This is a genomic window from Gordonia sp. 11cp (genome assembly GCF_057767225.1).
On sequence record NZ_CM173437.1, the window covers coordinates 3,204,250 to 3,223,701 of the forward strand.

Annotated in this window: 16 protein-coding genes; 15 read left to right on the top strand and 1 reads right to left on the bottom strand. The window is 68.0% G+C overall.

Translation table 11 applies throughout. From position 1 onward, the window contains the following. The first annotated feature begins 56 nt into the window (after nt 1-56). The 7 genes from AC3B6C_RS14350 to AC3B6C_RS14380 all read left to right on the top strand — a co-directional run bounded on the left by AC3B6C_RS14350 (nt 57) and on the right by AC3B6C_RS14380 (nt 9,915). Nucleotides 57-1,700 (top strand): AMP-binding protein, encoded by a 1,644-nt coding sequence (locus tag AC3B6C_RS14350; RefSeq protein ID WP_488373244.1) that lies wholly within the window; start codon nt 57-59, stop codon nt 1,698-1,700. Then, a complete protein-coding gene (locus AC3B6C_RS14355) occupies nt 1,700-3,676 on the top strand; it encodes an acetoacetate--CoA ligase (protein ID WP_488373246.1) in 1,977 nt (658 codons plus the stop codon). The genes AC3B6C_RS14350 and AC3B6C_RS14355 overlap by 1 nt, the downstream gene beginning before the upstream one ends. 176 nt (nt 3,677-3,852) lie before the next feature. Continuing rightward, nucleotides 3,853-5,094, top strand: coding sequence for a DUF5336 domain-containing protein (locus tag AC3B6C_RS14360; RefSeq protein ID WP_488373247.1), 1,242 nt, complete (start codon nt 3,853-3,855; stop codon nt 5,092-5,094). 144 nt (nt 5,095-5,238) lie between these two features. Continuing rightward, entirely contained in the window at nt 5,239-6,900 is a 1,662-nt protein-coding gene (locus tag AC3B6C_RS14365) for a cell division protein PerM (protein ID WP_488373248.1), read from the top strand. Nucleotides 6,901-6,990: 90 nt separating this feature from the next. Continuing rightward, nucleotides 6,991-7,614, top strand: coding sequence for a phosphoribosylglycinamide formyltransferase (gene purN / locus AC3B6C_RS14370; RefSeq protein WP_488373249.1), 624 nt, complete (start codon nt 6,991-6,993; stop codon nt 7,612-7,614). Continuing rightward, entirely contained in the window at nt 7,611-9,185 is a 1,575-nt protein-coding gene (gene purH, locus AC3B6C_RS14375) for a bifunctional phosphoribosylaminoimidazolecarboxamide formyltransferase/IMP cyclohydrolase (protein ID WP_488373250.1), read from the top strand. Before purN ends, purH begins: the two co-directional genes overlap by 4 nt. After that, entirely contained in the window at nt 9,172-9,915 is a 744-nt protein-coding gene (locus tag AC3B6C_RS14380; RefSeq protein ID WP_488376266.1) for a sulfite exporter TauE/SafE family protein, read from the top strand. The genes purH and AC3B6C_RS14380 overlap by 14 nt, the downstream gene beginning before the upstream one ends. A 375-nt stretch (nt 9,916-10,290) precedes the next feature. Here the strand turns inward: AC3B6C_RS14380 and AC3B6C_RS14385 are convergent, their stop codons facing one another. Next, entirely contained in the window at nt 10,291-11,553 is a 1,263-nt protein-coding gene (locus tag AC3B6C_RS14385; RefSeq protein ID WP_488373252.1) for an HNH endonuclease, read from the bottom strand. Between the two features lie 697 nt (nt 11,554-12,250). Between AC3B6C_RS14385 and AC3B6C_RS14390 the strand changes: the two genes are divergently transcribed. The 8 genes from AC3B6C_RS14390 (at nt 12,251) to AC3B6C_RS14425 (ending at nt 19,434) form a co-directional block, all read left to right on the top strand. Then, nucleotides 12,251-13,117, top strand: coding sequence for an ABC transporter permease (locus tag AC3B6C_RS14390; RefSeq protein ID WP_010843527.1), 867 nt, complete (start codon nt 12,251-12,253; stop codon nt 13,115-13,117). A gap of 5 nt (nt 13,118-13,122) precedes the next feature. Continuing rightward, on the top strand, nt 13,123-14,196 hold the full coding sequence (locus AC3B6C_RS14395) for a taurine ABC transporter substrate-binding protein (RefSeq protein ID WP_488373253.1): 1,074 nt from the start codon (nt 13,123-13,125) through the stop codon (nt 14,194-14,196). Further along, on the top strand, nt 14,177-15,019 hold the full coding sequence (locus AC3B6C_RS14400) for an ABC transporter ATP-binding protein (protein ID WP_488373254.1): 843 nt from the start codon (nt 14,177-14,179) through the stop codon (nt 15,017-15,019). The genes AC3B6C_RS14395 and AC3B6C_RS14400 overlap by 20 nt, the downstream gene beginning before the upstream one ends. A 335-nt stretch (nt 15,020-15,354) precedes the next feature. Beyond that, on the top strand, nt 15,355-16,278 hold the full coding sequence (locus AC3B6C_RS14405; protein ID WP_014925871.1) for a TauD/TfdA dioxygenase family protein: 924 nt from the start codon (nt 15,355-15,357) through the stop codon (nt 16,276-16,278). Between the two features lie 206 nt (nt 16,279-16,484). Further along, on the top strand, nt 16,485-16,874 hold the full coding sequence (locus tag AC3B6C_RS14410) for an ArsR/SmtB family transcription factor (RefSeq protein ID WP_010843522.1): 390 nt from the start codon (nt 16,485-16,487) through the stop codon (nt 16,872-16,874). After that, the gene (locus AC3B6C_RS14415) at nt 16,871-17,365 is read left to right on the top strand and encodes an SRPBCC domain-containing protein (RefSeq protein WP_010843521.1); all 495 of its coding nucleotides are present in this window, start codon (nt 16,871-16,873) and stop codon (nt 17,363-17,365) included. The genes AC3B6C_RS14410 and AC3B6C_RS14415 overlap by 4 nt, the downstream gene beginning before the upstream one ends. A 10-nt stretch (nt 17,366-17,375) precedes the next feature. Beyond that, nucleotides 17,376-17,987 carry a maleylpyruvate isomerase family mycothiol-dependent enzyme gene (locus tag AC3B6C_RS14420; protein ID WP_488373255.1) on the top strand — a complete coding sequence of 204 codons (612 nt, stop codon included), beginning with the start codon at nt 17,376-17,378 and terminating at the stop codon, nt 17,985-17,987. Between the two features lie 10 nt (nt 17,988-17,997). Further along, complete coding sequence (locus AC3B6C_RS14425; RefSeq protein ID WP_010843519.1) at nt 17,998-19,434, top strand: sigma 54-interacting transcriptional regulator; 1,437 nt, start codon at nt 17,998-18,000, stop codon at nt 19,432-19,434. Nucleotides 19,435-19,452 lie beyond the last annotated feature (18 nt).

Sequence of the window (19,452 nt, forward strand, 5' to 3'; positions counted from 1 at the left end):
CCACGCACCCCAATCCACCCCGGGCGTCGACGCCCGAAGACAGACCGGAGCAGAACATGAGCACCGAGGCTCACCCGACGACCGCACACACGCGCGGCGAGGAGACACCGGCCCTGCTCACCGAGACCATCGGCGCCACTCTGGCCCGCACGGTCGAGACCTACGGTGACCGGACGGCCTTGATCGACGCCGCGGCGCGACGGGAATGGCGATATTCGGAGTTCCACCGTGACGTGCGCGCGGTCGCGGCGGGACTCCTGCGACTCGGTGTGTCGGTCGGTGACCGGGTCGGGCTGTGGTCGCCGAACCGGTTCGAGTGGGTTCTGACGCAGTACGCCGCCGCCGAGATCGGCGCCGTGCTGGTCAATCTCAACCCCGCCTATCGCCAGAACGAGATCGAGTACGCGCTGCAGCAGTCCGGGACGAGTGTGGTGCTGGCCGCCGACAGTTTCAAGGACTCCGCGTACGCATCGATGTTGGCGCAGGCGCGTCCCCGGTGCCCCGAACTGCGTGAGGTGGTGCTGTTCGGTTCCGACGAGTGGGACGCGTTGTGCGTCGAAGCGAGTGCCGAGGAGCTCGAACGCGTCTCCGAGGTGGCCGCGTCACTGTCGCCCGACGACCCGATCAACATCCAATACACCTCGGGCACCACGGGATTCCCCAAGGGTGCGACGCTGTCGCACCGCAACATCGGGAACAACGGGTACCTCGTCGGCGAACTGCTGAACTACACCGCCGACGACCGGATCTGCCTGCCCGTGCCCTTCTACCACTGCTTCGGCATGGTGATGGGCAACCTCGCGGCGACGAGTCACGGTGCGGCGATGGTCATCCCGGCGCCGGCGTTTGACCCGCGGGCCACCCTCGAAGCGGTTGCGGAGTACCGCTGCACGAGTCTGTACGGCGTGCCGACCATGTTCATCGCCGAGCTCGGCCTGCTCGACGACGGGCTCGACGTCGACCTGTCGAGCCTGCGCACCGGCATCATGGCGGGATCGCCGTGCCCGGAGTACGTCATGCGACAGGTCGTCGACCGCATGCACATGCGTGAGGTGTCGATCTGTTACGGCATGACCGAGACGTCGCCGGTGTCGACGCAGACGCGGGTCGACGATCCGCTCGAACTGCGTGTCACCACCGTCGGCCGGGTCGGGCCGCACCTGGAGATCAAGATCGTCGACCCCGGTACCGGAGAGACCTCCGGACGTGGCGAGACCGGTGAACTGTGCACGCGCGGTTACTCGGTGATGACCGGTTACTGGAACGAACCGGAGAAGACCGCCGAGGCCATCGACGCCGACGGCTGGATGCACACGGGCGACCTCGCCGACATGGACGACAACGGTTATGTCCGGATCACCGGACGCATCAAGGACATGGTGATCCGCGGTGGCGAGAACATCTATCCCCGCGAGATCGAGGAATTCCTCTACACCCATCCCGACATCCTCGACGCCCAGGTCATCGGGGTGCCCGACGAGAAGTACGGTGAGGAACTGATGGCGTGGGTGCGGTTGCGCGACACCGCCTCCGGGTTCACCGCAGACGACCTGCGCGAGTTCGCCACCGGCAAGATCGCGCGGCACAAGATCCCACGCTATGTCCACGTGGTCGAGGAGTTCCCGATGACCGTCACCGGAAAGGTCCGCAAGGTGGCGATGCGGGACGAGGCGGTCTCGATCCTCGAGCAGCTGCGGTGATGACCACCGATGACGCGGCGCGGACCGCGGACACTCGGATGAACCGCTTCGCGCAGTTCGTCCACGAGCGATTCGGGTTCGACACAGGCGATTACGACGATCTGTGGTCGTGGTCGGTGCGGCGGCCGGCAGAGTTCTGGCGCGCGGTCTGGGAGTTCTTCGACGTCGACGCTCTCTCCGCCGAACCTCTCGGAGACTCCGACGAGGCGGTACTCGCCGACGACCGGATGCCCGGCGCCGTGTGGTTTCCCGGGGTTCGCCTGAACTACGTCGACCAGATCCTGCGACACGCACACCTGCCCGGCGCCGCGATCGTCGGCATCGACGAGGCGGGTGAACGATCGGAGATCGCGTGGGCTGATCTGCCGTCGCAGGTCGCAGGCCTGGCCTCGACCCTCCGTGCGCACGGGGTGGGTCCCGGTGACGTGGTCGCCGCCTACCTGCCCGACATCCCCGAAGCCGTCATCGCCTTCCTCGCCACGGCATCCCTGGGGGCGGTCTGGTCCGGATGCGGTCAGGATTATGCGCCCCTGGGTGCGGCGGGTCGCCTCGGCCAGCTCGCGCCGAAGGTGCTGTTCACCGCGGCCGGCTATCGCTACAACGGCAAGGTCGTCGACAAGCGCGCCGACAGTGCCGAACTGGCGACGCTGCTGCCGAACCTCCTCGCGCACATCACGATCGGCGACACCGACGCCTCGTCGTCCACCGTCGACTACGCCGAGGCCGTGGGCGGTGACCCCGTCGACTTCCGGCCGGTGCCGGTCGCCTTCGACCATCCGCTGTGGGTGCTCTTCAGTTCCGGGACGACCGGACGGCCCAAAGGGATCGTGCACGGGCACGGGGGAGTCCTCCTGGAGCATCTGAAAGCCGGTGCCCTGCACGGCGACCTGGGCGCGGACGACGTGTTCTTCTGGCAGACCGCGCTGAGCTGGATGATGTGGAACTATCAGGTCGCCGGACTCCTCTGCGGTTCGCGCATCGTCTGCTACAGCGGTTCGCCCCTGTATCCCGACCCCGACCGGCTCTGGCAGATCGTCGACGACGAACGGGTCACCTACTTCGGTACGAGTCCCGGGCAGTTGCAGGCCTCGCGGAAGGCGGGCCTCGAGCCGGGTCGCCGGCACGACCTGCGCCGGGTGCGGACCCTCGGCAGCACCGGATCCTCCCTCGCCGCAGATCTTTTCACCTGGGTCGAGGACCACGTCCGAGCCGGGCTGCCCATCTCGTCGATCAGCGGCGGCACCGACATCGTGTCCGCGTTCGCCGGCGGGTCGTCGGGGGTGCCGGTCGTGCCGGGCGAACTGTCGGTCCGCTACCTCGGTGTGGCGCTGGAGAGCTGGTCGCCGGACGCGCGCCCGCTGGTGGGGGAGGTCGGCGAGCTCGTCGTCACCGCGCCGATGCCGTCGATGCCCGTGGGTTTCTGGGACGACCCCGACGGTGCGCGGTACCGCGCCGCGTACTTCGCCCACGAGTGGGAGGGCGGTGCGTCGAACCCCGACAAGCCGGTCTGGCGTCACGGCGACTGGGTGACCGTGACCGAGCGCGGGTCGCTGGTGATCCACGGACGCAGCGACGCGACGTTGAACCGCCACGGGATTCGCATGGGATCGGCCGACATCTACGAGGTCGTCGAGGCGCTCGACGAGGTCGCGGAGGCCTTCGTGCTCGGCGTCGACGGGCCGGACGGTGCCTACTGGATGCCGCTGTTCGTCACCCTGGTCCCCGGCGCGACGCTCGACGACGCGCTGATCGACCGGATCGCGGCCGCGGTCCGCGACCGTCTCTCCAAACGCCATGTACCCGATGAGGTCATCGAGGCCCCGGGCATCCCGCACACCCGGACCGGCAAGAAACTCGAGGTTCCGGTCACCGCGATTCTGGCAGGCCGATCCGAGGTCAACATCGACCCCAAGGCCGTCGACGACTATGCGCTGATCAACTGGTACGCCGAGCAGGGACGCCTGCATCGCTGGTGAGCGAGTCCACGCCACCGGCGTGGCGGTCGCGTTGTGCAAGGGGCATGAGGCCCGGCACGCATGTGTACTAGCGTGGTCATCAGTTCTGCGCTCGTGGGGGGCGACGGCCGGACGCCGTCACCTCGACGCGACCCGCTGATCCTGACCGACCGACCCGACCCGACCAGGAGATCGTCATGACCTACCCACCCGGCGGCTACGGGCAGCAGCAGCCCGAGTCCGGACAGTCCTACGGCCAGTACGGCAATCAGTCCGGATACCCCCAGTCCGGCGCCCACAACACGGGTCCGCAGTCCAGCCCCGCCCCCGGTTCCGACCCGTACGGTCAAGGGCAGCAATACGGTGGCCAGGAGTATGGGGGCCAGCAGGGGTACGGCCAGCAGTACGGGCAGGCCGGACAGTCCTACGGCCAGGCGCAACCGGGCTACGGGCAGGGCGCTGCTCAGGGTTACGGCCAGCAGGGTTACGCCCAACCCGGATACGGCCAGCAGGGTCAGTACGGCCAGCAGGGCCAGCAGGGCTACGGCCAGTACGGCCACTCCCCGCAGCCGGCCAAGCAGCCGAGCCAGGGGCTCCCGGCCATCACCCCGGTGCTCCTCGCCGCCGCGATCGGCGCCTTCGGCCTAATCGTGCTCTTCAGCGGGTTCCTGTCCGCGGCCGAGTCCTACGACTTCGCGCTCAAGCTGTTCCAGACGCAGTACAACGCTCCCTACACGCTGATCAGCGTCGCCGGAATCCTGGCGCTGATCTCGCTGATCCCGGGCATCAAGGTCCCGGCGGCTCCCATCGTGGCGTCGCTGGCGATCACCTCGTTCCTGATCACGCTGTTCCAGTTCCTCAACATCGACGACAACGGTGCCGGGGCGATCGTGCTGCTGATCTTCACCCTTCTGTCCGCGGTGCTCGCCGTCGTGTGGTTGCTGGTCGACGCCGCCGTCATCAAGGTGGCGCCCGCGGCAGGTGCTGCGACCGCAGCCGTGACCCCCGGCTCGTCCGCGGCGTCGCAGTCCGACACCGGTGCGCATCAGCAGACGAGTGGATACGGCGACGCGCAGACCACCGCCTATGGCACCGGGGGTGCGCAGGCACAGTACGGCCAACAGGCCTCATCGAATTACGATCCGTCGGCCTACTCGCAGTCGTCGGGCGCGTCGGCGACCGGGCAGAGCGGTTACTCCGGCGGGGCGAGCGAATCGTCGGCGTCGGCTGCCGGTTCGGCGTCCGGACACGGCGAGTCGGGCTACGGCGAATCGGGCTACGGCGACTATCGTCCCGGCCAGTACTCCGCCGGCTCCTCGGGCGCATCGCCCTCCGCACCCGGCGCATCCGCGACTCCCACGGGGACCGACACCCCGGCCGGAGACCACTCCACCACCGTGTTCCAGAAGCCGGAGCCGCCCACCGGCAGCGGTAACTGACAGACACAGTTCCACTCGGTGCCCCGTCGACCGTCGGTCGGCGGGGCACTGTTCGTGTGCAGCCACCCGGTGAGCTGCCTCCCTTTCGCAGCCCCTCGGCGCGTCTACGACGGCCTCGGCCGGGACCGTGTCAGGCTCATGACGATGCCCTCCCTCAAGCCGGACCCGAGTACGGACAATTTGGCGTCGCAGCTTCGTAACCTGCGGCGATCCCGTCGTGCGCAACGCACGGCGGCCGAGGGTTCGGCCCGGCAACTCGCAGTGGTGGCGTTCACCGTTCCCGCGTTGGCGCTGGTGACGCTGATCGTCGTCATGCTCTCGGTGCTGCTTCTCGCCGGCAGTGGGCTGACCGGACTTCCGAGCGCGATCGCCTCGGGCTGGTTGGCCATCCACCAGGTGCCGGTCACGATCAGCGGGGTCACTGTCGGGGTGCTGCCGTTGCTGCCGACGCTGACCGTCGCCGCCGGGACGGCCTGGCTGACGGCCCGGGCGGTCGCGGGCGGCACGAACTCGGCCGAACGCGATCGGCACGACCTGTTCGACCTGGGTGCCGTCGTCTTCTCGGCGGTGATCGGCCCGGTACTCATCACCGCGATGTCGCTGGCGGTCGTGATGGACGGTGGATCGGTCCTGCCGGTCCAGACGCCGAGTGCGCTGCTCGCGTTCCTGTACACACTGGGCATACACGGCGGCGCGGCCCTGGCCGGCGTCGTGTGGAGCCGGCGACGCGACTTCGCGGTCCGTGGACGCGTGACCTACGCCGATCGTCGCGGATTCCGGTACGGACTGGTGGCGGCGCTGATGCTGCTGGTCGCCGGCGCCGTGCTCGTGTGCCTGCGCATGCTGATGCGGCACGGGCAGATCGGTGAGCTGATCGAGACCGGTTACGACTTCGACGGGTTCCTGGGACTCAGCCTGCTCTCGGTGCTGTACCTCCCGAATGTGATGGTCGCGGCAATGGCCGTACTCGTGGGTTCCGACGTCCGACTCGGCGCGATGACCGTCGACCTGTTCACCGTCCGTGGCGGCGACGTCCCGCCGGTCCCGGTGCTCGCGGTTCTGCCCGACGGGCCGGGTGCCGGGGCGTGGGGATTGGTCGGCCTGCTCGTTCCGGCCGGCGTCGCGGCCTTCGTCGGCTGGCGATGCCGCGACCTCGATCCGATGGCCCATGTGCGTTCGGTGGGTGTCGCCGCGGCGGTGGCGGCGTCGGCGGTGGCCCTCCTGACCGTCGCGGCCGGCGGGACGCTGGGGGAGTTCGGCGACGTCGCCGTCACGGTGTCGGCGGCCGGGGTGTTCACTCTGGGCTGGATCGCGGTCGTCGGCCTGCTGATCGTGCTCGTGTATGCGTTCCTGCCGTCGACGCGCGCTGCACGCCTCGCCGTCGGCGACGAGTACTTCGACGACCCGCTGGACCTCGGCTATGAGGACGAATACGTCATCGTCACCGATCTGGACGAGGACGACGAGTACTCAGAGTTCGCGGACGACGAGTTCGAGGACGGCGAGTACGACGACGCCGAGTTCGAAGACGGCGCTGAGTTCGAGGACGACGAGCACGGCGCCGACGAACGCGAGGACTACGTGTACGACGACGGCGTCGAATCGCGCGACAACGCGTCCGCGGACACCGACGACGCCGGCTTCGGTTCGGCGGATGCCCGGCAGCCCTCCGACGCAGACTCCCAGCCCCGGCGCGAACCGGCGGTGAACCGCGTGTACGACGACGATCTCGATGAGACGGATCTCGCCGATGACGCGGATTACGACCTGTATCCGGGTTCGCACGGCACGTCCCGCCAACGCTGAGCCGAACCGCCCTGGCCGAGCGCCCCTCGACGATGTCTGCGGCGCCACCCGGCGCGGGTGGCCCAACGTACGGCGATTAGTCTCGACGACGTGACCTCCCCGACGGCACCCGGCCGCACCCCGCTGGTGGTGATGGCGTCGGGCACCGGTTCGCTGCTGGAGTCGCTGATCGCGCGCGCCGGAGCCGGGGATTCCCCGTTTCGGGTCGCCGCGATCGTGGTCGACCGCGCGTGCCGCGCGCAGGAGGTCGCGCAGCGCAACGACATCCCGCTCATCACCTGTCGTGTCGCCGATCACGACGACCGCGCGACGTGGGACCGGGCGCTGACCGGCGAGGTCGCCGCGTTCGAACCGGAGTGGGTGGTGACCGCCGGATTCATGAAGATCCTCGGCCCGGCCTTCCTCGGCCGGTTCGGCGGACGCGTCGTCAACAGCCACCCGGCGCTGCTACCCGCTTTCCCGGGCGCCCACGGGGTCGTCGAGGCACTCGACTACGGCGTCAAGGTCACCGGCGCGACGGTGCACCTCGTCGACGAGGGAGTGGACACCGGCCCGATCCTCGCGCAAGAGGTGGTCACCGTCGAGGACGACGACACCGCCGCCACCCTGCACGAGCGCATCAAGACGGTCGAGCGCGTGTTGCTCGCCGACGTGGTGACCGCACTGGTCACCAGAGGAGTAGTCATCGATGGACGAAAGGCCCGCATCCCGTGAACGCACACAGCCCTGACAGCTCTCGTCGACCGATTCGGCGCGCGCTGGTGAGTGTCTACGACAAGAGCGGTCTCACCGATCTCGCCACGGCGCTGCACGCGGCCGGGGTGGAGATCGTGTCCACCGGATCGACCGCGAAGACCATCGCCGGCGCGGGGGTGCCGGTCGTCGAGGTGTCGGCGCTGACCGGCTTCCCCGAGTGCCTCGACGGGCGCGTCAAGACCCTGCACCCGAAGGTGCACGCGGGCATCCTCGCCGACACCCGTAAGTCCGACCACGTCGCACAGCTCGACGAGTTGGGTGTCGCCGCATTCGATCTCGTCGTCGTCAACCTGTATCCGTTCACCGCGACGGTGGCCTCCGGCGCGACGCCGGACGAGTGCATCGAGCAGATCGACATCGGCGGTCCGTCGATGGTGCGCGGAGCTGCCAAGAACCATCCGTCGGTCGCCGTCGTGGTCGACCCGGACGACTATTCGCGGGTGACCGAAGCCGTCGCCGCGGAGGGTTTCTCGCTCGCCGACCGGAAGAAGCTCGCCGCCAAGGCGTTCCGGCACACCGCCGATTACGATGTCGCGGTCGCGTCGTGGATGTCGAGCGTGGTTGCACCCGAGGATGATTCGCAGTTCCCGGCCTGGGCAGGCGCGACCTGGACCCGATCCGCGGTGCTGCGTTACGGCGAGAACCCGCATCAGGCGGCAGCACTCTATGTCGGGAACGCCGGGGCCGGCGGGGTGGCGACCGCCGACCAGCTCCACGGCAAGGAGATGAGCTACAACAACTACACCGACGCCGATGCCGCCTGGCGGGCCGCGTACGACTTCGACGCTCCGGCCGTCGCGATCATCAAGCACGCCAATCCGTGTGGGATCGCCATCGGCACCGACATCGCGGAGGCGCATCGTAAGGCGCACGCCTGCGATCCGATCAGCGCCTACGGCGGTGTCATCGCCGCCAATCGCGAGATCACCGTGGAGATGGCCGAGCAGGTCGCCGAGATCTTCACCGAGGTCATCGTCGCGCCCGGCTTCGCCGACGGCGCGCTCTCGGTCCTGACCCGCAAGAAGAACATCCGCGTGCTGGTGGCCACCCCGCCGGCGGCGACGGGGATCGAGACCAAGCCGGTGTCGGGCGGATTGCTGATGCAGCAGCGCGACGTCCTCGACGCCGATGGGGACAACCCGGCCAACTGGAACCTCGTGGCCGGCCCACCGGCCGACAACCAGACTCTCGCCGACCTCGAATTCGCCTGGCGGGCATGCCGTTCGGTCAAGTCCAACGCCATTCTGCTTGCCTCCGACGGTGCGTCGGTCGGCGTCGGCATGGGGCAGGTCAACCGCGTCGACTCAGCGCACCTGGCGGTGCAGCGTGCCGGTGACCGTGCGTCGGGGAGCGTCGGGGCGTCGGATGCGTTCTTCCCTTTCCCGGACGGGCTGCAGGTGCTGCTGTCGGCCGGGGTGAAAGCCGTTGCACAACCAGGTGGATCGATCCGCGACAACGAGGTGATCGAGGCGGCCGACGAGGCGGGCGTGACGCTCTACCTCACCGGGGCACGTCATTTCGCTCACTGAGCTCGCTCTACTGGTCGTCGCCGGGTTCGGCGCCGGCCTGATCGGCTACATCACCGGTCTGGCCTCGATCGTCAGCTATCCCGCGCTGCTCGCGGTCGGGCTCAGCCCGATCGCGGCCAACGTCACGAACACGGTCGCGCTGGTCGCCGTCGGGGTGGGCAGCACCGCACAGTCGGGGCGCTCCCTCCTCGAGGGTGACCGTAGACGCCTGATCGTCGGCGCGGTCGCCTCGCTGATCGGCGGCACGGTCGGTGCGGTGTTGCTGCTCTCGACGCCGGCCGAGGCCTTCGAGGCCGTCGTGCCGTTCCTCGTGGCGATCGCCGCCATCGCGCTACTCGTACAACCGGTTCTGCGCCGCTGGGCGACGTCGCACGTCGAGCGTCCCTGGGTGTTCATCCTGGGATTGACGCTGATCTCGGTCTACGGCGGTTACTTCGGCGCGGGGGCCGGGATCATGATCCTGGCCCTGATGCTCGTGGTGACCAGTGAGCCGTTGTGGCGAGCGGCGCTGTCCAAGTCGTTGTTCCTCGGCATCGCCAACACGGTCGCCGCCATCGGCTTCGTGATCTGGGGCCCCGTCGAGTGGTGGGCCGCACTCGCCATGGCCGTCGGATGTCTGGCCGGTGGGTGGTGTGGCCCACCCGTCGTGAAACGCCTGCCGCCCGGCCCCCTTCGGATCGTCGTCGGGATCTGCGGGCTCGCGCTCGCACTGTGGCTGGCGTTCAGCTGACGGCTGCGCGCAATGCCGGCTTTCCGGTGAGGCGGCACGACACAGGCGCTACCTGACTCGACCTGCGCCGGCTGCAGACAGCGAAAGTCATACGAAGCGGCGCTTCCATGTGGGGCTGGCGATGCAGTTCATTCGCAGGACATGACGGATCCCTCGATGCTCACGTCGCTCGCAACCCAACTCAGGCGCGGATCGTCCCGGCCCAGGGCGCCCGATCGTTGGCCACGCCTGCACGCAGCGCCGCTCCGTTCCCGGCCTCGCGATTCGACCGGGAGCGGAGCCGGCTGCTGTTCACTGTGGAATTGTCAAAGGACGGATGCGGTCCCGAGGTGTCCGGGTGCGGAAGGTGCGACGCGAAAGTGTGATCGGCGGGTGTCAGGCGGCGTCGTCGAGTCGCATGGTGCGTCGGTTGTAAGCCGGCAACGGACGGCGCCGTGGGTCGATGGTGGCGGGTGGGATGAGCCAGGGGTGGCGATCAAAGCCGAGGACGATGTCCCAGCCGTGGTGGTGGACTTGGGTGTGGCAGCGTTGGCAGAGCAGGCAGCCGTTGTCGAGGTCGGTGGGACCACCGTCGGCCCAGTGTTCGATGTGGTGCACCTGTGTATGTGACGGCGGCGCTCCGCATTTGATGCAGCATTGGTCGCGGATGATCACGGCTTTGCGTAGGTGTGTTGGGAACAGTCGGCGGGTGTGTCCCATCTGTAGTGGAACACCTTCACCGTCGAGGACCATTTCGGTCAGGGTTCCGTCACAGGACACCTGTTTCGCGGTGGCCTGACTGACCGACCCTGTCCACGGCAGGGTTGACTGGTCGGCGCCGGTGGCGGGGATGGTCAGCATCAGTTGCGTGCGGGGACTGCCGATGCTGTCGATGCTCGCGCCGAGAGCAGCCTGGTCAAGCATCAACTCGAACGCGTCCGCGCGGCGTTGCTCGGCGGTGCGTCGGTCGTCGGTGCCGTCGGGTTCGGGTCGTGGGCAGGAACGTTCGTCGATCATGGCCAGGAACTTCTCGCCGACGACCTGGGTGAGGTCGGCGCGGAGGTCGACGCGGCCGTCGTCGGTGGTGTGGACGTTGACTGTGTTGAGGGATGCGTCGTCCGCGGCGGGGATGCCGCTGTCGACTGCTTCGGCCAGTGTGTTGGCGATCGTGCGGGCGTGTTCGAGCACTTCTGCCGGTGTTGCCCCGGAGAGTGCTTGACCGATGAGTTCGATCTCGTACTCGGAGCGCTCGTCGTCGGAAATGGCTGTCGCCGAGCGTTTGTCGATGTGGTTCATCCCGCGGACGATGGCGTCGACGACTTCCGACGACAGGCGTCCGTCGGCGGCGTGACGTGCCAGGGCGGGCAGCGTGGGTAGGCCGTCGACGCTGCGCATGATGCGGCAGGCGATGGCGGGTGCGTGTCCCGTCTCGATCAAGAGTTGCCGGGTGGTGCCACCTGCCTTATGAGCGACACCGAGCTCCTCGAGTTGTGCTGTGTGGGTGACGATCTGGTGATCGACGACGTTGCGTATCAACCGGAGCACGTTCAACGCGTCGAATGTTGCTGTGCCCGTGGGTTCGTCGGCGGGCGGTGCGGTCTCGATGAGCTGATCGAGGAGGGTGGTGAGCTCTGGCATGACTCCAAGGTACAGGAACATGCGTTCGATTTCGAGGAGTTTCCACAAGCCGGGGATCGCGAAATATTCGACTGTGCAGTCGATTTCGTCGACTGTGCGTCGATTGTCGTCGCCTGTGCGTAAACCGTTGACAGTGGTGAACTACCGTCACACCCGTTTCGCCAAACCGGCCCGAATGGGGGCGCATTTCAGGGTGAGTAGCTCCGCCGGTTGCATCGGTGTGCTTCTCTCTGTCGAGCGCGAAAGCCTTCCGGTGTCCCGGGTGGCCGTGTCCGCGCCTCGGGGTTGTTTCGCCCGGCCGTCGAGGCTCATCGACCTGGATGCGCTCCTTCGTCGCCTGTTCGGCCCGGCGGTTTTCGATCCTCGCGCCCAAGGGGCTCAGCGAATACGAACTCGCGGGTGATCAGTCGACGACAAACGACGCACAGTCGACGACAAACGACGCACAGTCGACGACAAACGACGCAGAGTCGACGACAAACGGCGCACGGTCGACGAGAAAAGACGCACGGTCGACGGATATCGACGCACGGTCGAAACCGTCGGGTGTCGCCGAAGCCGCCACGCAGTGTCTGCCCCTGGCGACTCCTGACCCCTGCAACTGAAGAAACCCCACGCCAGAAGCACATCGCGCCCGATTCGTATGCATCCGGCGGGAGTTTTCCTCTCGACGAGGAAAACTCTGGTCGCGGGGGATCGCGATGTCTAGACATGCACGGTGACCTTGTTTGTGGACATCACCCCGGAAGAAGCGGGTGGTGGGGCGGAGCGCACGTCGCCCGGCGGTTCGTCTCGCGTGCGATCACTGCTGACACGGGTGGGCCTCCCGCTGCTCTCGGTGGTGGTGTTCGCCGCGGCGTGGCAGCTCGTCGCCGTCAGCGGGATCTGGAGTGAGACCTTCGTGCCGCGCCTGGGCACCGTGTGGCAGGCCTTCGTCGACATGTCCACGACGCACGACGGGGTCCGTGGTTACGCCGACTACTACTGGTGGGAACACCTGTACATGACGCTGCGCCGTGTCTTCGCGGGTGTCGCGATCGGCGTGATCCTCGGCGTACTGCTCGGATTGGCGATGGGAACCGTGGGGTGGCTCCGACGCCTGCTCGAACCGTGGCTCACGTTCCTGCGCGCACTGCCGCCGTTGGCCTACTTCTTCCTGCTGGTCATCTGGCTCGGCATCGACGAGGCTCCCAAGATCACCCTGCTGGCACTCGCCGCGCTGCCGCCCGCGGCCGTGGCGACCACCGCCGCCGTCAGTGCCGCGCCGGTGGGTCTCATCGAGGCGGCGCGCGCGCTCGGGGCGTCGCGGTCGGAGGTGATCCGCGACGTCGTCGTACCGTCGGCCCTGCCCGAGACCTTCACCGGTGTACGGCTTTCGGTCGGCATCGCCTATTCCTCGGTGGTCGCGGCCGAGCTGTTCAACGGCATCCCCGGAATCGGTGGCGTGGTCAAGGACGCCAGCAACTACAACAACACACCCGTCGTCCTGGTCGGCATCATCGCCATCGGTCTGTCCGGACTGATCATCGACGGGCTCCTTCGAACAATCGAGCACCGAGTGGTGCCGTGGCGCGGAAAGGTCTGACAGACATGAGAATCACACGTGGGGTGCCCGGTTCGGGCCGGTTGCGCCGCTCGCGGTTCGGTGCGGTGCTCGGGGTGATCGCCGCAGCGACGCTGGTACTCGCCGGCTGCTCGGTCGACAACTCCGAAGACGACAGCAAGCCGACGATCCGGCTCGCCTACCAGTCCTTCCCGAGCGGCGACCTGATCGTCAAGAACAACGGCTGGCTCGAGGAAGCCCTGCCGGACTTCAACATCAAGTGGACCAAGTTCGACTCCGGTGCCGACATCAACACCGCGTTCGTCGCCAAGGAGGTCGACTTCGCCGCCATCGGTTCCAGCCCGGTGGCCCGTGGACTGTCCGCGCCGCTGAACATCCCGTACCAGGTGGCCTTCGTCCTCGACGTCGCCGGTGACAACGAGGCACTCGTCGCGCGCAACGGAACCGGGATCGACACCGTCGCCGATCTCAAGGGCAAGCGGGTGGCGACGGCGTTCGCCTCCACCGCCCACTACAGCCTGCTCGCCGCGCTCGACCAGGCCGGGGTGAACCCGAAAGACGTGGACCTCATCGATCTGCAGCCGCAGGCCTCCCTGGCTGCGTGGCAGCGAGGCGACGTCGACGCGGTGTACACCTGGCTGCCCACGCTCGACGAATTGCGCCAGGACGGAAAGACTCTCATCGCCAGTCGACAGTTGGCCACGGCCGGCAAGCCGACGCTGGACCTCGGTGTGGTCTCCAGTGAGTTCGCCGCGGCGAATCCCGAGGTCGTGAACACCTGGCGCCAGGTCCAGGCCCGGGCGCTCACCCTGATCAAGGACGACCCGCAGGCCGCGGCCGAGGCCGTCGCCGCACAGCTGGGTACGACGCCGGAGGATGCGGCCAACCAGCTGAAGCAGGGCACCTTCCTCACCGTCGCGGAGCTGACCAGTCCGACCTGGCTCGGCACACAGGGCAACCCGGGGAATCTCTCCGAGAATCTGCACAGCGCAGCGGTGTTCCTCGCCGAGCAGCAGCAGATTCCCGCCGCCCCGCCGATCGAGACGTTCCGCGAGGCCATCTACACAGAGGGATTGCCGGGTGTCCTCGAACAGCAGTAGTCCGCCGGCCGCGGGCCGCGCCGCTGCGACGACCGAGGTCCGACCCGCGGGGCAACGCGGCTCGATCCGGCTGCGCAACGTGTCCCAGAGATACGGGACGGGTGCGGGCACGGTGACCGCGGTCGGTCCGGTCGACCTGGACGTCCCGCCGGGGGAGTTCCTGGTGCTGGTGGGCGCATCCGGGTGTGGCAAGTCCACACTCTTGCGACTCATCGCCGGCTTCGAACCCGCGACGGTGGGCGACGTGGAGGTGTCGGGCGGTGCGCCGGTGCCGGGGGTGACCTCCGGTGTGGTCTTCCAGCAACCGCGCCTGTTCCCGTGGAAGACCGTGGGCGGCAACGTCGATCTCGCACTCAAATATTCGAAGGTCCCCAGGTCCGAACGGGCGGCACGCCGGAACGAACTCCTCGAACGAGTCGGCTTGGACGACACCGCCCATCGGCGCATCTGGGAGATCTCGGGTGGGCAGCAGCAACGCGTGGCGATCGCCCGGGCGCTGGCCGCCGAGACATCCCTGCTGCTGCTCGACGAGCCGTTCGCCGCGCTCGACGCGCTGACCCGGGAACGGTTGCAGGAGGATGTGCGGGCGGTGAGTGCGGGCAGTGGACGCACCAACGTCTTCGTCACGCACAGCGCCGACGAGGCCGCGTTCCTGGGTAGTCGGATCATCGTGCTCACCAAACGGCCGGGACGGATCGCGCTGGATCTCACCTCGACGTTGCCGCGTACCGGCGTCGAACCCGACGAACTACGCGGCTCCCCGGAGTACGCGGCGCTGCGTGCCGAGATCGGCGCCGCGGTCAAGGAAGCCGCGGTGGCATGACGCAGCGGGTCTTTTCCTCAGCGTGGGCTCAACCCTGTCCGGTGACCCGGTGGACGGTTAGACAGTAGGGGTGTATTCCGTTCCCGCGTCTCCCGCCACGATGGCGGCTTCGACTCGGCTCGTCGACCTCGACACGCTCCTTCGTCGCTTGCTCGGCCCGGCGCCTGCGAGCCTCACCGGCTCGACCAGCGGGAAAGCCGGGCTCGTCGCCAGGCGCGACAGCGGGACCACGGGCACTCTCCACTCGATGAACTGGGCGGACGGATCGCATCACGGTTCGCCGCCGGCGCGCCCCGCTCCCGCCCCCGCCTGCTTCGACCTGGAGAACAACCCTCATGACAACCACCTCGCAATCCGTCGGCTCCACACCCCGTCCTGACACGGCACTTCGTCCGGACACCGGAACCATCTCCGGTGGAGTCGAATTCGATGTCGACGAGTTCGGTCCGCACTTCGGTGCCGAGATCCGCGGCGTCGACGTGGCCACGGCATCCGACGCGCAGATCGCCGCGCTGCGCCGGGCGCTGATCGACTACAAGGTCATCGTCCTCCGCGACCAGCACCTCGACGACGAGGCGCACATCCGATTCGGAAACCGGCTGGGCGACCTGACCTTCGGGCATCCGGTGTGGAACAGCGGCGACGTCCCCGGTGAGGTCTACTCACTCGACAGCGCCGACAACGGATTCGCCGATGTCTGGCACACCGACGTCACGTTCATGCCGCGCCCGCCGATGGGATCGATCCTGCGTCCGGTTGTTTTGCCGCGCAACGGCGGTGACACCAACTGGGCCGACGCCGAACTCGCGTACCGGTCGCTGTCGGAGCCGGTCCGCCGGATGATCGACGGACTCAGTGCGGTGCACGACGGGAACCGCGAGTTCGGTTACTACCTCAAGCAGCGACGCAACGGCCGCGGCAACACCTGGGACGGCGAAGAGGTCACCGAGCTGGTGCCGGTCACCCACCCGGTGGTGCGCATCCACCCGGAGACCGGCCGCAAGTCGTTGTTCGTCAATCCCGGATTCACCTCGCACATCGACGGTGTCTCCGACGCGGAGAGCCGCGGCATCCTGGATCTGCTCTACGCGCATCTCACCAAGCCCGAACACATCGTCCGGCACCGCTGGCGCCTCGGCGACCTGGTGCTGTGGGACAACCGGAACACGCTGCACTACGCGAACCGCGACTACGGTGACGCCCGCCGTGTGATGCACCGGATCACCCTGCGCGGTGAGGCACCCATCGGGCCGGCCTGACCCCCGCCCCGGCGACGCCCGGACCCCCACCCGACTCCCGGACTCCCACCCGACTCCCACCTCGGCTCGCCCGCCGACGGTGGGAGTCGTCGTCGTGGGGCCGTTCCACCCTGCCAAGTTGCGGAACCAGCGTATTCAACCAAGGGGTTGACAACAGCCTCGGCAGGGCGCACGATCGTATTCAACCAATCGGTTGAGGAGTTCGAATGGCAGACGAGTTGTCCAAGGTGTTCGCCGCACTCGCGGACCCCACGCGGCGCGACATGGTTGCGCGGCTTGCGGTCTCGGATGCGACGGTCAGTCAACTCGCCGAACCGTACGACGTCAGCATCCAGGCCGTCTCGAAGCATCTGAAGGTGCTCCAGGATGCCGGTCTGGTGACCCGAACCCGGGAGGCCCAAACCCGTCCGGTCCATCTGGAAGCAGAGGTGTTCGACCTCATGACCAAGTGGATCGAGCGGTATCGCAAGCGGGCGGAGGAGCGCTACCAGCGCCTCGACACGCTGCTCGCCGAGATGAACGACGGCCCCGAGGCTCAGCATCCGTCGGAACCCGAGGTCGAACAACCACTCCACCAGGAAGGAAAGGTGTCATGACCGCAACCCAGACCCGCTATCCCGAGGCTGCCATCGAGGCCGACAAGGAGGTGCCCGTCATCCGTATCACGCGGGACTTCCGCGGGACGCCCGCGCAACTGATGAAAGCCCACACCGACCCCGAGCTCTTCGTCCGGTGGATCGGGCCGGACGCCATCAGCAGCCGGATCGTCGAGTGGGACGTCCGCGACGGTGGCAGCTGGAGCTATGTCTCCACCCACGATGGGCAGGAGTTCGGATTCCGTGGCTGCTTCCACACCGTGGGCGAGGACAAGATCGTGCAGACGTTCACCTTCCTCGGCATGCCGGACGCGGTGTCGCTGGAAACCCTCTGGTTCGAGGACCTGGGCGACGGCACGACGCGGCTCCACGCCCAATCCCTGTGCGACAGTTTCGAAGCGCGCGACGGTTGGCTCGCCTCCGGCATGGAGGTCGGCGTCAACGAGGGCTACGCCGCCCTTGACCGCATGCTGTCCGACGGCACGGTCTGAGCCGTCGGACATGACCATCGCAGATCTGAGTGCCGGCGCACGGCATCGCGAAGTCACTGCAGGCTTCGCCGACGTGATCGCCGACGTCTCCGACTGGAACGCCCCGACGCCGGTCGACGGGTGGGTGGCGCGCGATGTCGTCGCCCATCTCGTCGACTGGTTCACCGGCTTCCTCGCCGCCGGTGGCGTCGAACTCCCGGCCGGGCCGGCCGTCGCCGACGACCCGGGCGCGGCGTGGTCGGCGCACACGGCGGGGGTGCAGGCCCTGCTCGACGGGCCGCCGGCCGAAGACGCCTTCAGCCATCCCATGGCCGGGGAGCACCGTCTCGCCGATGCGATCGACCGGTTCTACACGGCCGACGTGTACATGCACACCTGGGATCTGGCCCGATCCCAGGGCGCGACCCCCGGCCTCGACCCCGTATTCGCCGAGCAACTGCTCGCGGGCATGGCGCCGATCGACGACATCCTCCGCAGCTCGGGTCAGTACGGTCCGAAGGTCGAGGTGGGCGCCGACGCCGACGCGGTGAGTCGCCTCATGGGATTCATCGGCCGCGACCCGACCTGGACGCCGGCGGCGGCGGACAGTGACGACGCGCACGCGCTCCGCAACGCGGAGTAGCCTCGATGAGGTGCCAGAGGACAACTTCACCACACATGGCTCCCAGTCGACCGAAACCCGGCATCCGTCACCCCGCACCTTGGGTGAACTGCGTGCCAGCGGTCATGTCCAACGCAGTGTGCGCGACGAGATCCGCAACAACCTCCTGTCCGCACTCCGCGAGGGACGTGATCCGTGGCCGGGCATCGTGGGCTTCGAGGCCACGGTCATCCCGCAGCTCGAGCGGGCGCTGATCGCCGGCCACGACGTCGTCATGCTCGGGGAACGCGGTCAGGGCAAGACGCGAATCCTGCGCACCCTGGTCGGGCTCCTCGACGAGTGGACGCCGGTCATCGCCGGTTCCGAACTCGGTGAGCATCCGTACGAACCCATCACCCCAGGGTCGATCAGGAAGGCCGCCAACCTCCTCGACGATCTGCCGATCGAGTGGCGGCACCGTTCGCAGCGTTACAGCGAGAAGCTGGCCACGCCGGACACCTCCGTCGCCGACCTCGTCGGCGACATCGACCCGATGAAGGTCGCCGAGGGCCGCAGCCTCGGCGACCCGGAGACCATCCACTTCGGACTCATCCCGCGTTCGCACCGCGGCATCGTCGCCATCAACGAGCTGCCCGACCTCGCCGAGCGAATCCAGGTGTCCATGCTCAACGTGATGGAGGAGCGCGACATCCAGGTCCGCGGTTACACCCTGCGACTGCCGCTCGACGTCCTGGTGATGGCGAGCGCCAACCCGGAGGACTACACCAACCGCGGACGGATCATCACCCCGCTCAAGGACCGCTTCGGCGCCGAGATCCGCACCCATTACCCACTCGAGCTCGACGACGAGGTGTCGGTCATCGAGCAGGAGGCGGATCTCACCGCCAGTGTGCCGACGTTCATCACCGAGATCCTGGCGCGCTTCACCCGTTACGCCCGCGATCACCCGTCCATCGACCAGCGGTCCGGTGTGTCGGCACGCTTCTCCATCGCCGGTGCCGAGACCGTCGCGGCCGCGGCGCTCCACCGGGCGACGGTGACGGGCGAGGATCAGGCGGTGGCCCGAGTGGTCGATCTCGAGTCGGTGATCGAGGTGCTCCGCGGCAAGATCGAGTTCGAGTCCGGCGAGGAGGGGCGTGAACTGGAGATCCTCGAGCACCTGATGCGCAAGTCCATCGCCGACGCGGTGCGTGCCCACCTCGGTGGCATCGACATGGCTCCGCTCGTCGACGCCCTCGAGAACGGCGAGCCGGTGGTCACCGGTGACCGGGTGCGCGCCGCCGATCTGCTGGGTTCCATCCCGTCGCCGGACGCCACCGCCGGCGTCCTCGACCAGATCGCCGAGCGCCTCGAGGCCGACACCGAGGGGGAGCGCGCCAGTGCCGTCGAACTCGCGCTCGAAGGGCTCTTCCTCGCCCGCCGGATCGGCAAGGAAGCCGACGAGAGCGGTCAGACGGTCTACGGCTGACAACAACTAGGAGAACAC

Bases quoted from the DNA above. Each gene is read 5' to 3' on its own strand.
- AC3B6C_RS14350 (WP_488373244.1), top strand. From the start codon at position 57: ATGAGCACCGAGGCTCACCCGACGACCGCACACACGCGCGGCGAGGAG.
- AC3B6C_RS14355 (WP_488373246.1), top strand. From the start codon at position 1,700: ATGACCACCGATGACGCGGCGCGGACCGCGGACACTCGGATGAACCGC.
- AC3B6C_RS14360 (WP_488373247.1), top strand. From the start codon at position 3,853: ATGACCTACCCACCCGGCGGCTACGGGCAGCAGCAGCCCGAGTCCGGA.
- AC3B6C_RS14365 (WP_488373248.1), top strand. From the start codon at position 5,239: ATGCCCTCCCTCAAGCCGGACCCGAGTACGGACAATTTGGCGTCGCAG.
- AC3B6C_RS14385 (WP_488373252.1), bottom strand. From the start codon at position 11,553: ATGTTCCTGTACCTTGGAGTCATGCCAGAGCTCACCACCCTCCTCGAT.
- AC3B6C_RS14395 (WP_488373253.1), top strand. From the start codon at position 13,123: ATGAGAATCACACGTGGGGTGCCCGGTTCGGGCCGGTTGCGCCGCTCG.
- AC3B6C_RS14405 (WP_014925871.1), top strand. From the start codon at position 15,355: ATGACAACCACCTCGCAATCCGTCGGCTCCACACCCCGTCCTGACACG.
- AC3B6C_RS14410 (WP_010843522.1), top strand. From the start codon at position 16,485: ATGGCAGACGAGTTGTCCAAGGTGTTCGCCGCACTCGCGGACCCCACG.
- AC3B6C_RS14415 (WP_010843521.1), top strand. From the start codon at position 16,871: ATGACCGCAACCCAGACCCGCTATCCCGAGGCTGCCATCGAGGCCGAC.
- AC3B6C_RS14420 (WP_488373255.1), top strand. From the start codon at position 17,376: ATGACCATCGCAGATCTGAGTGCCGGCGCACGGCATCGCGAAGTCACT.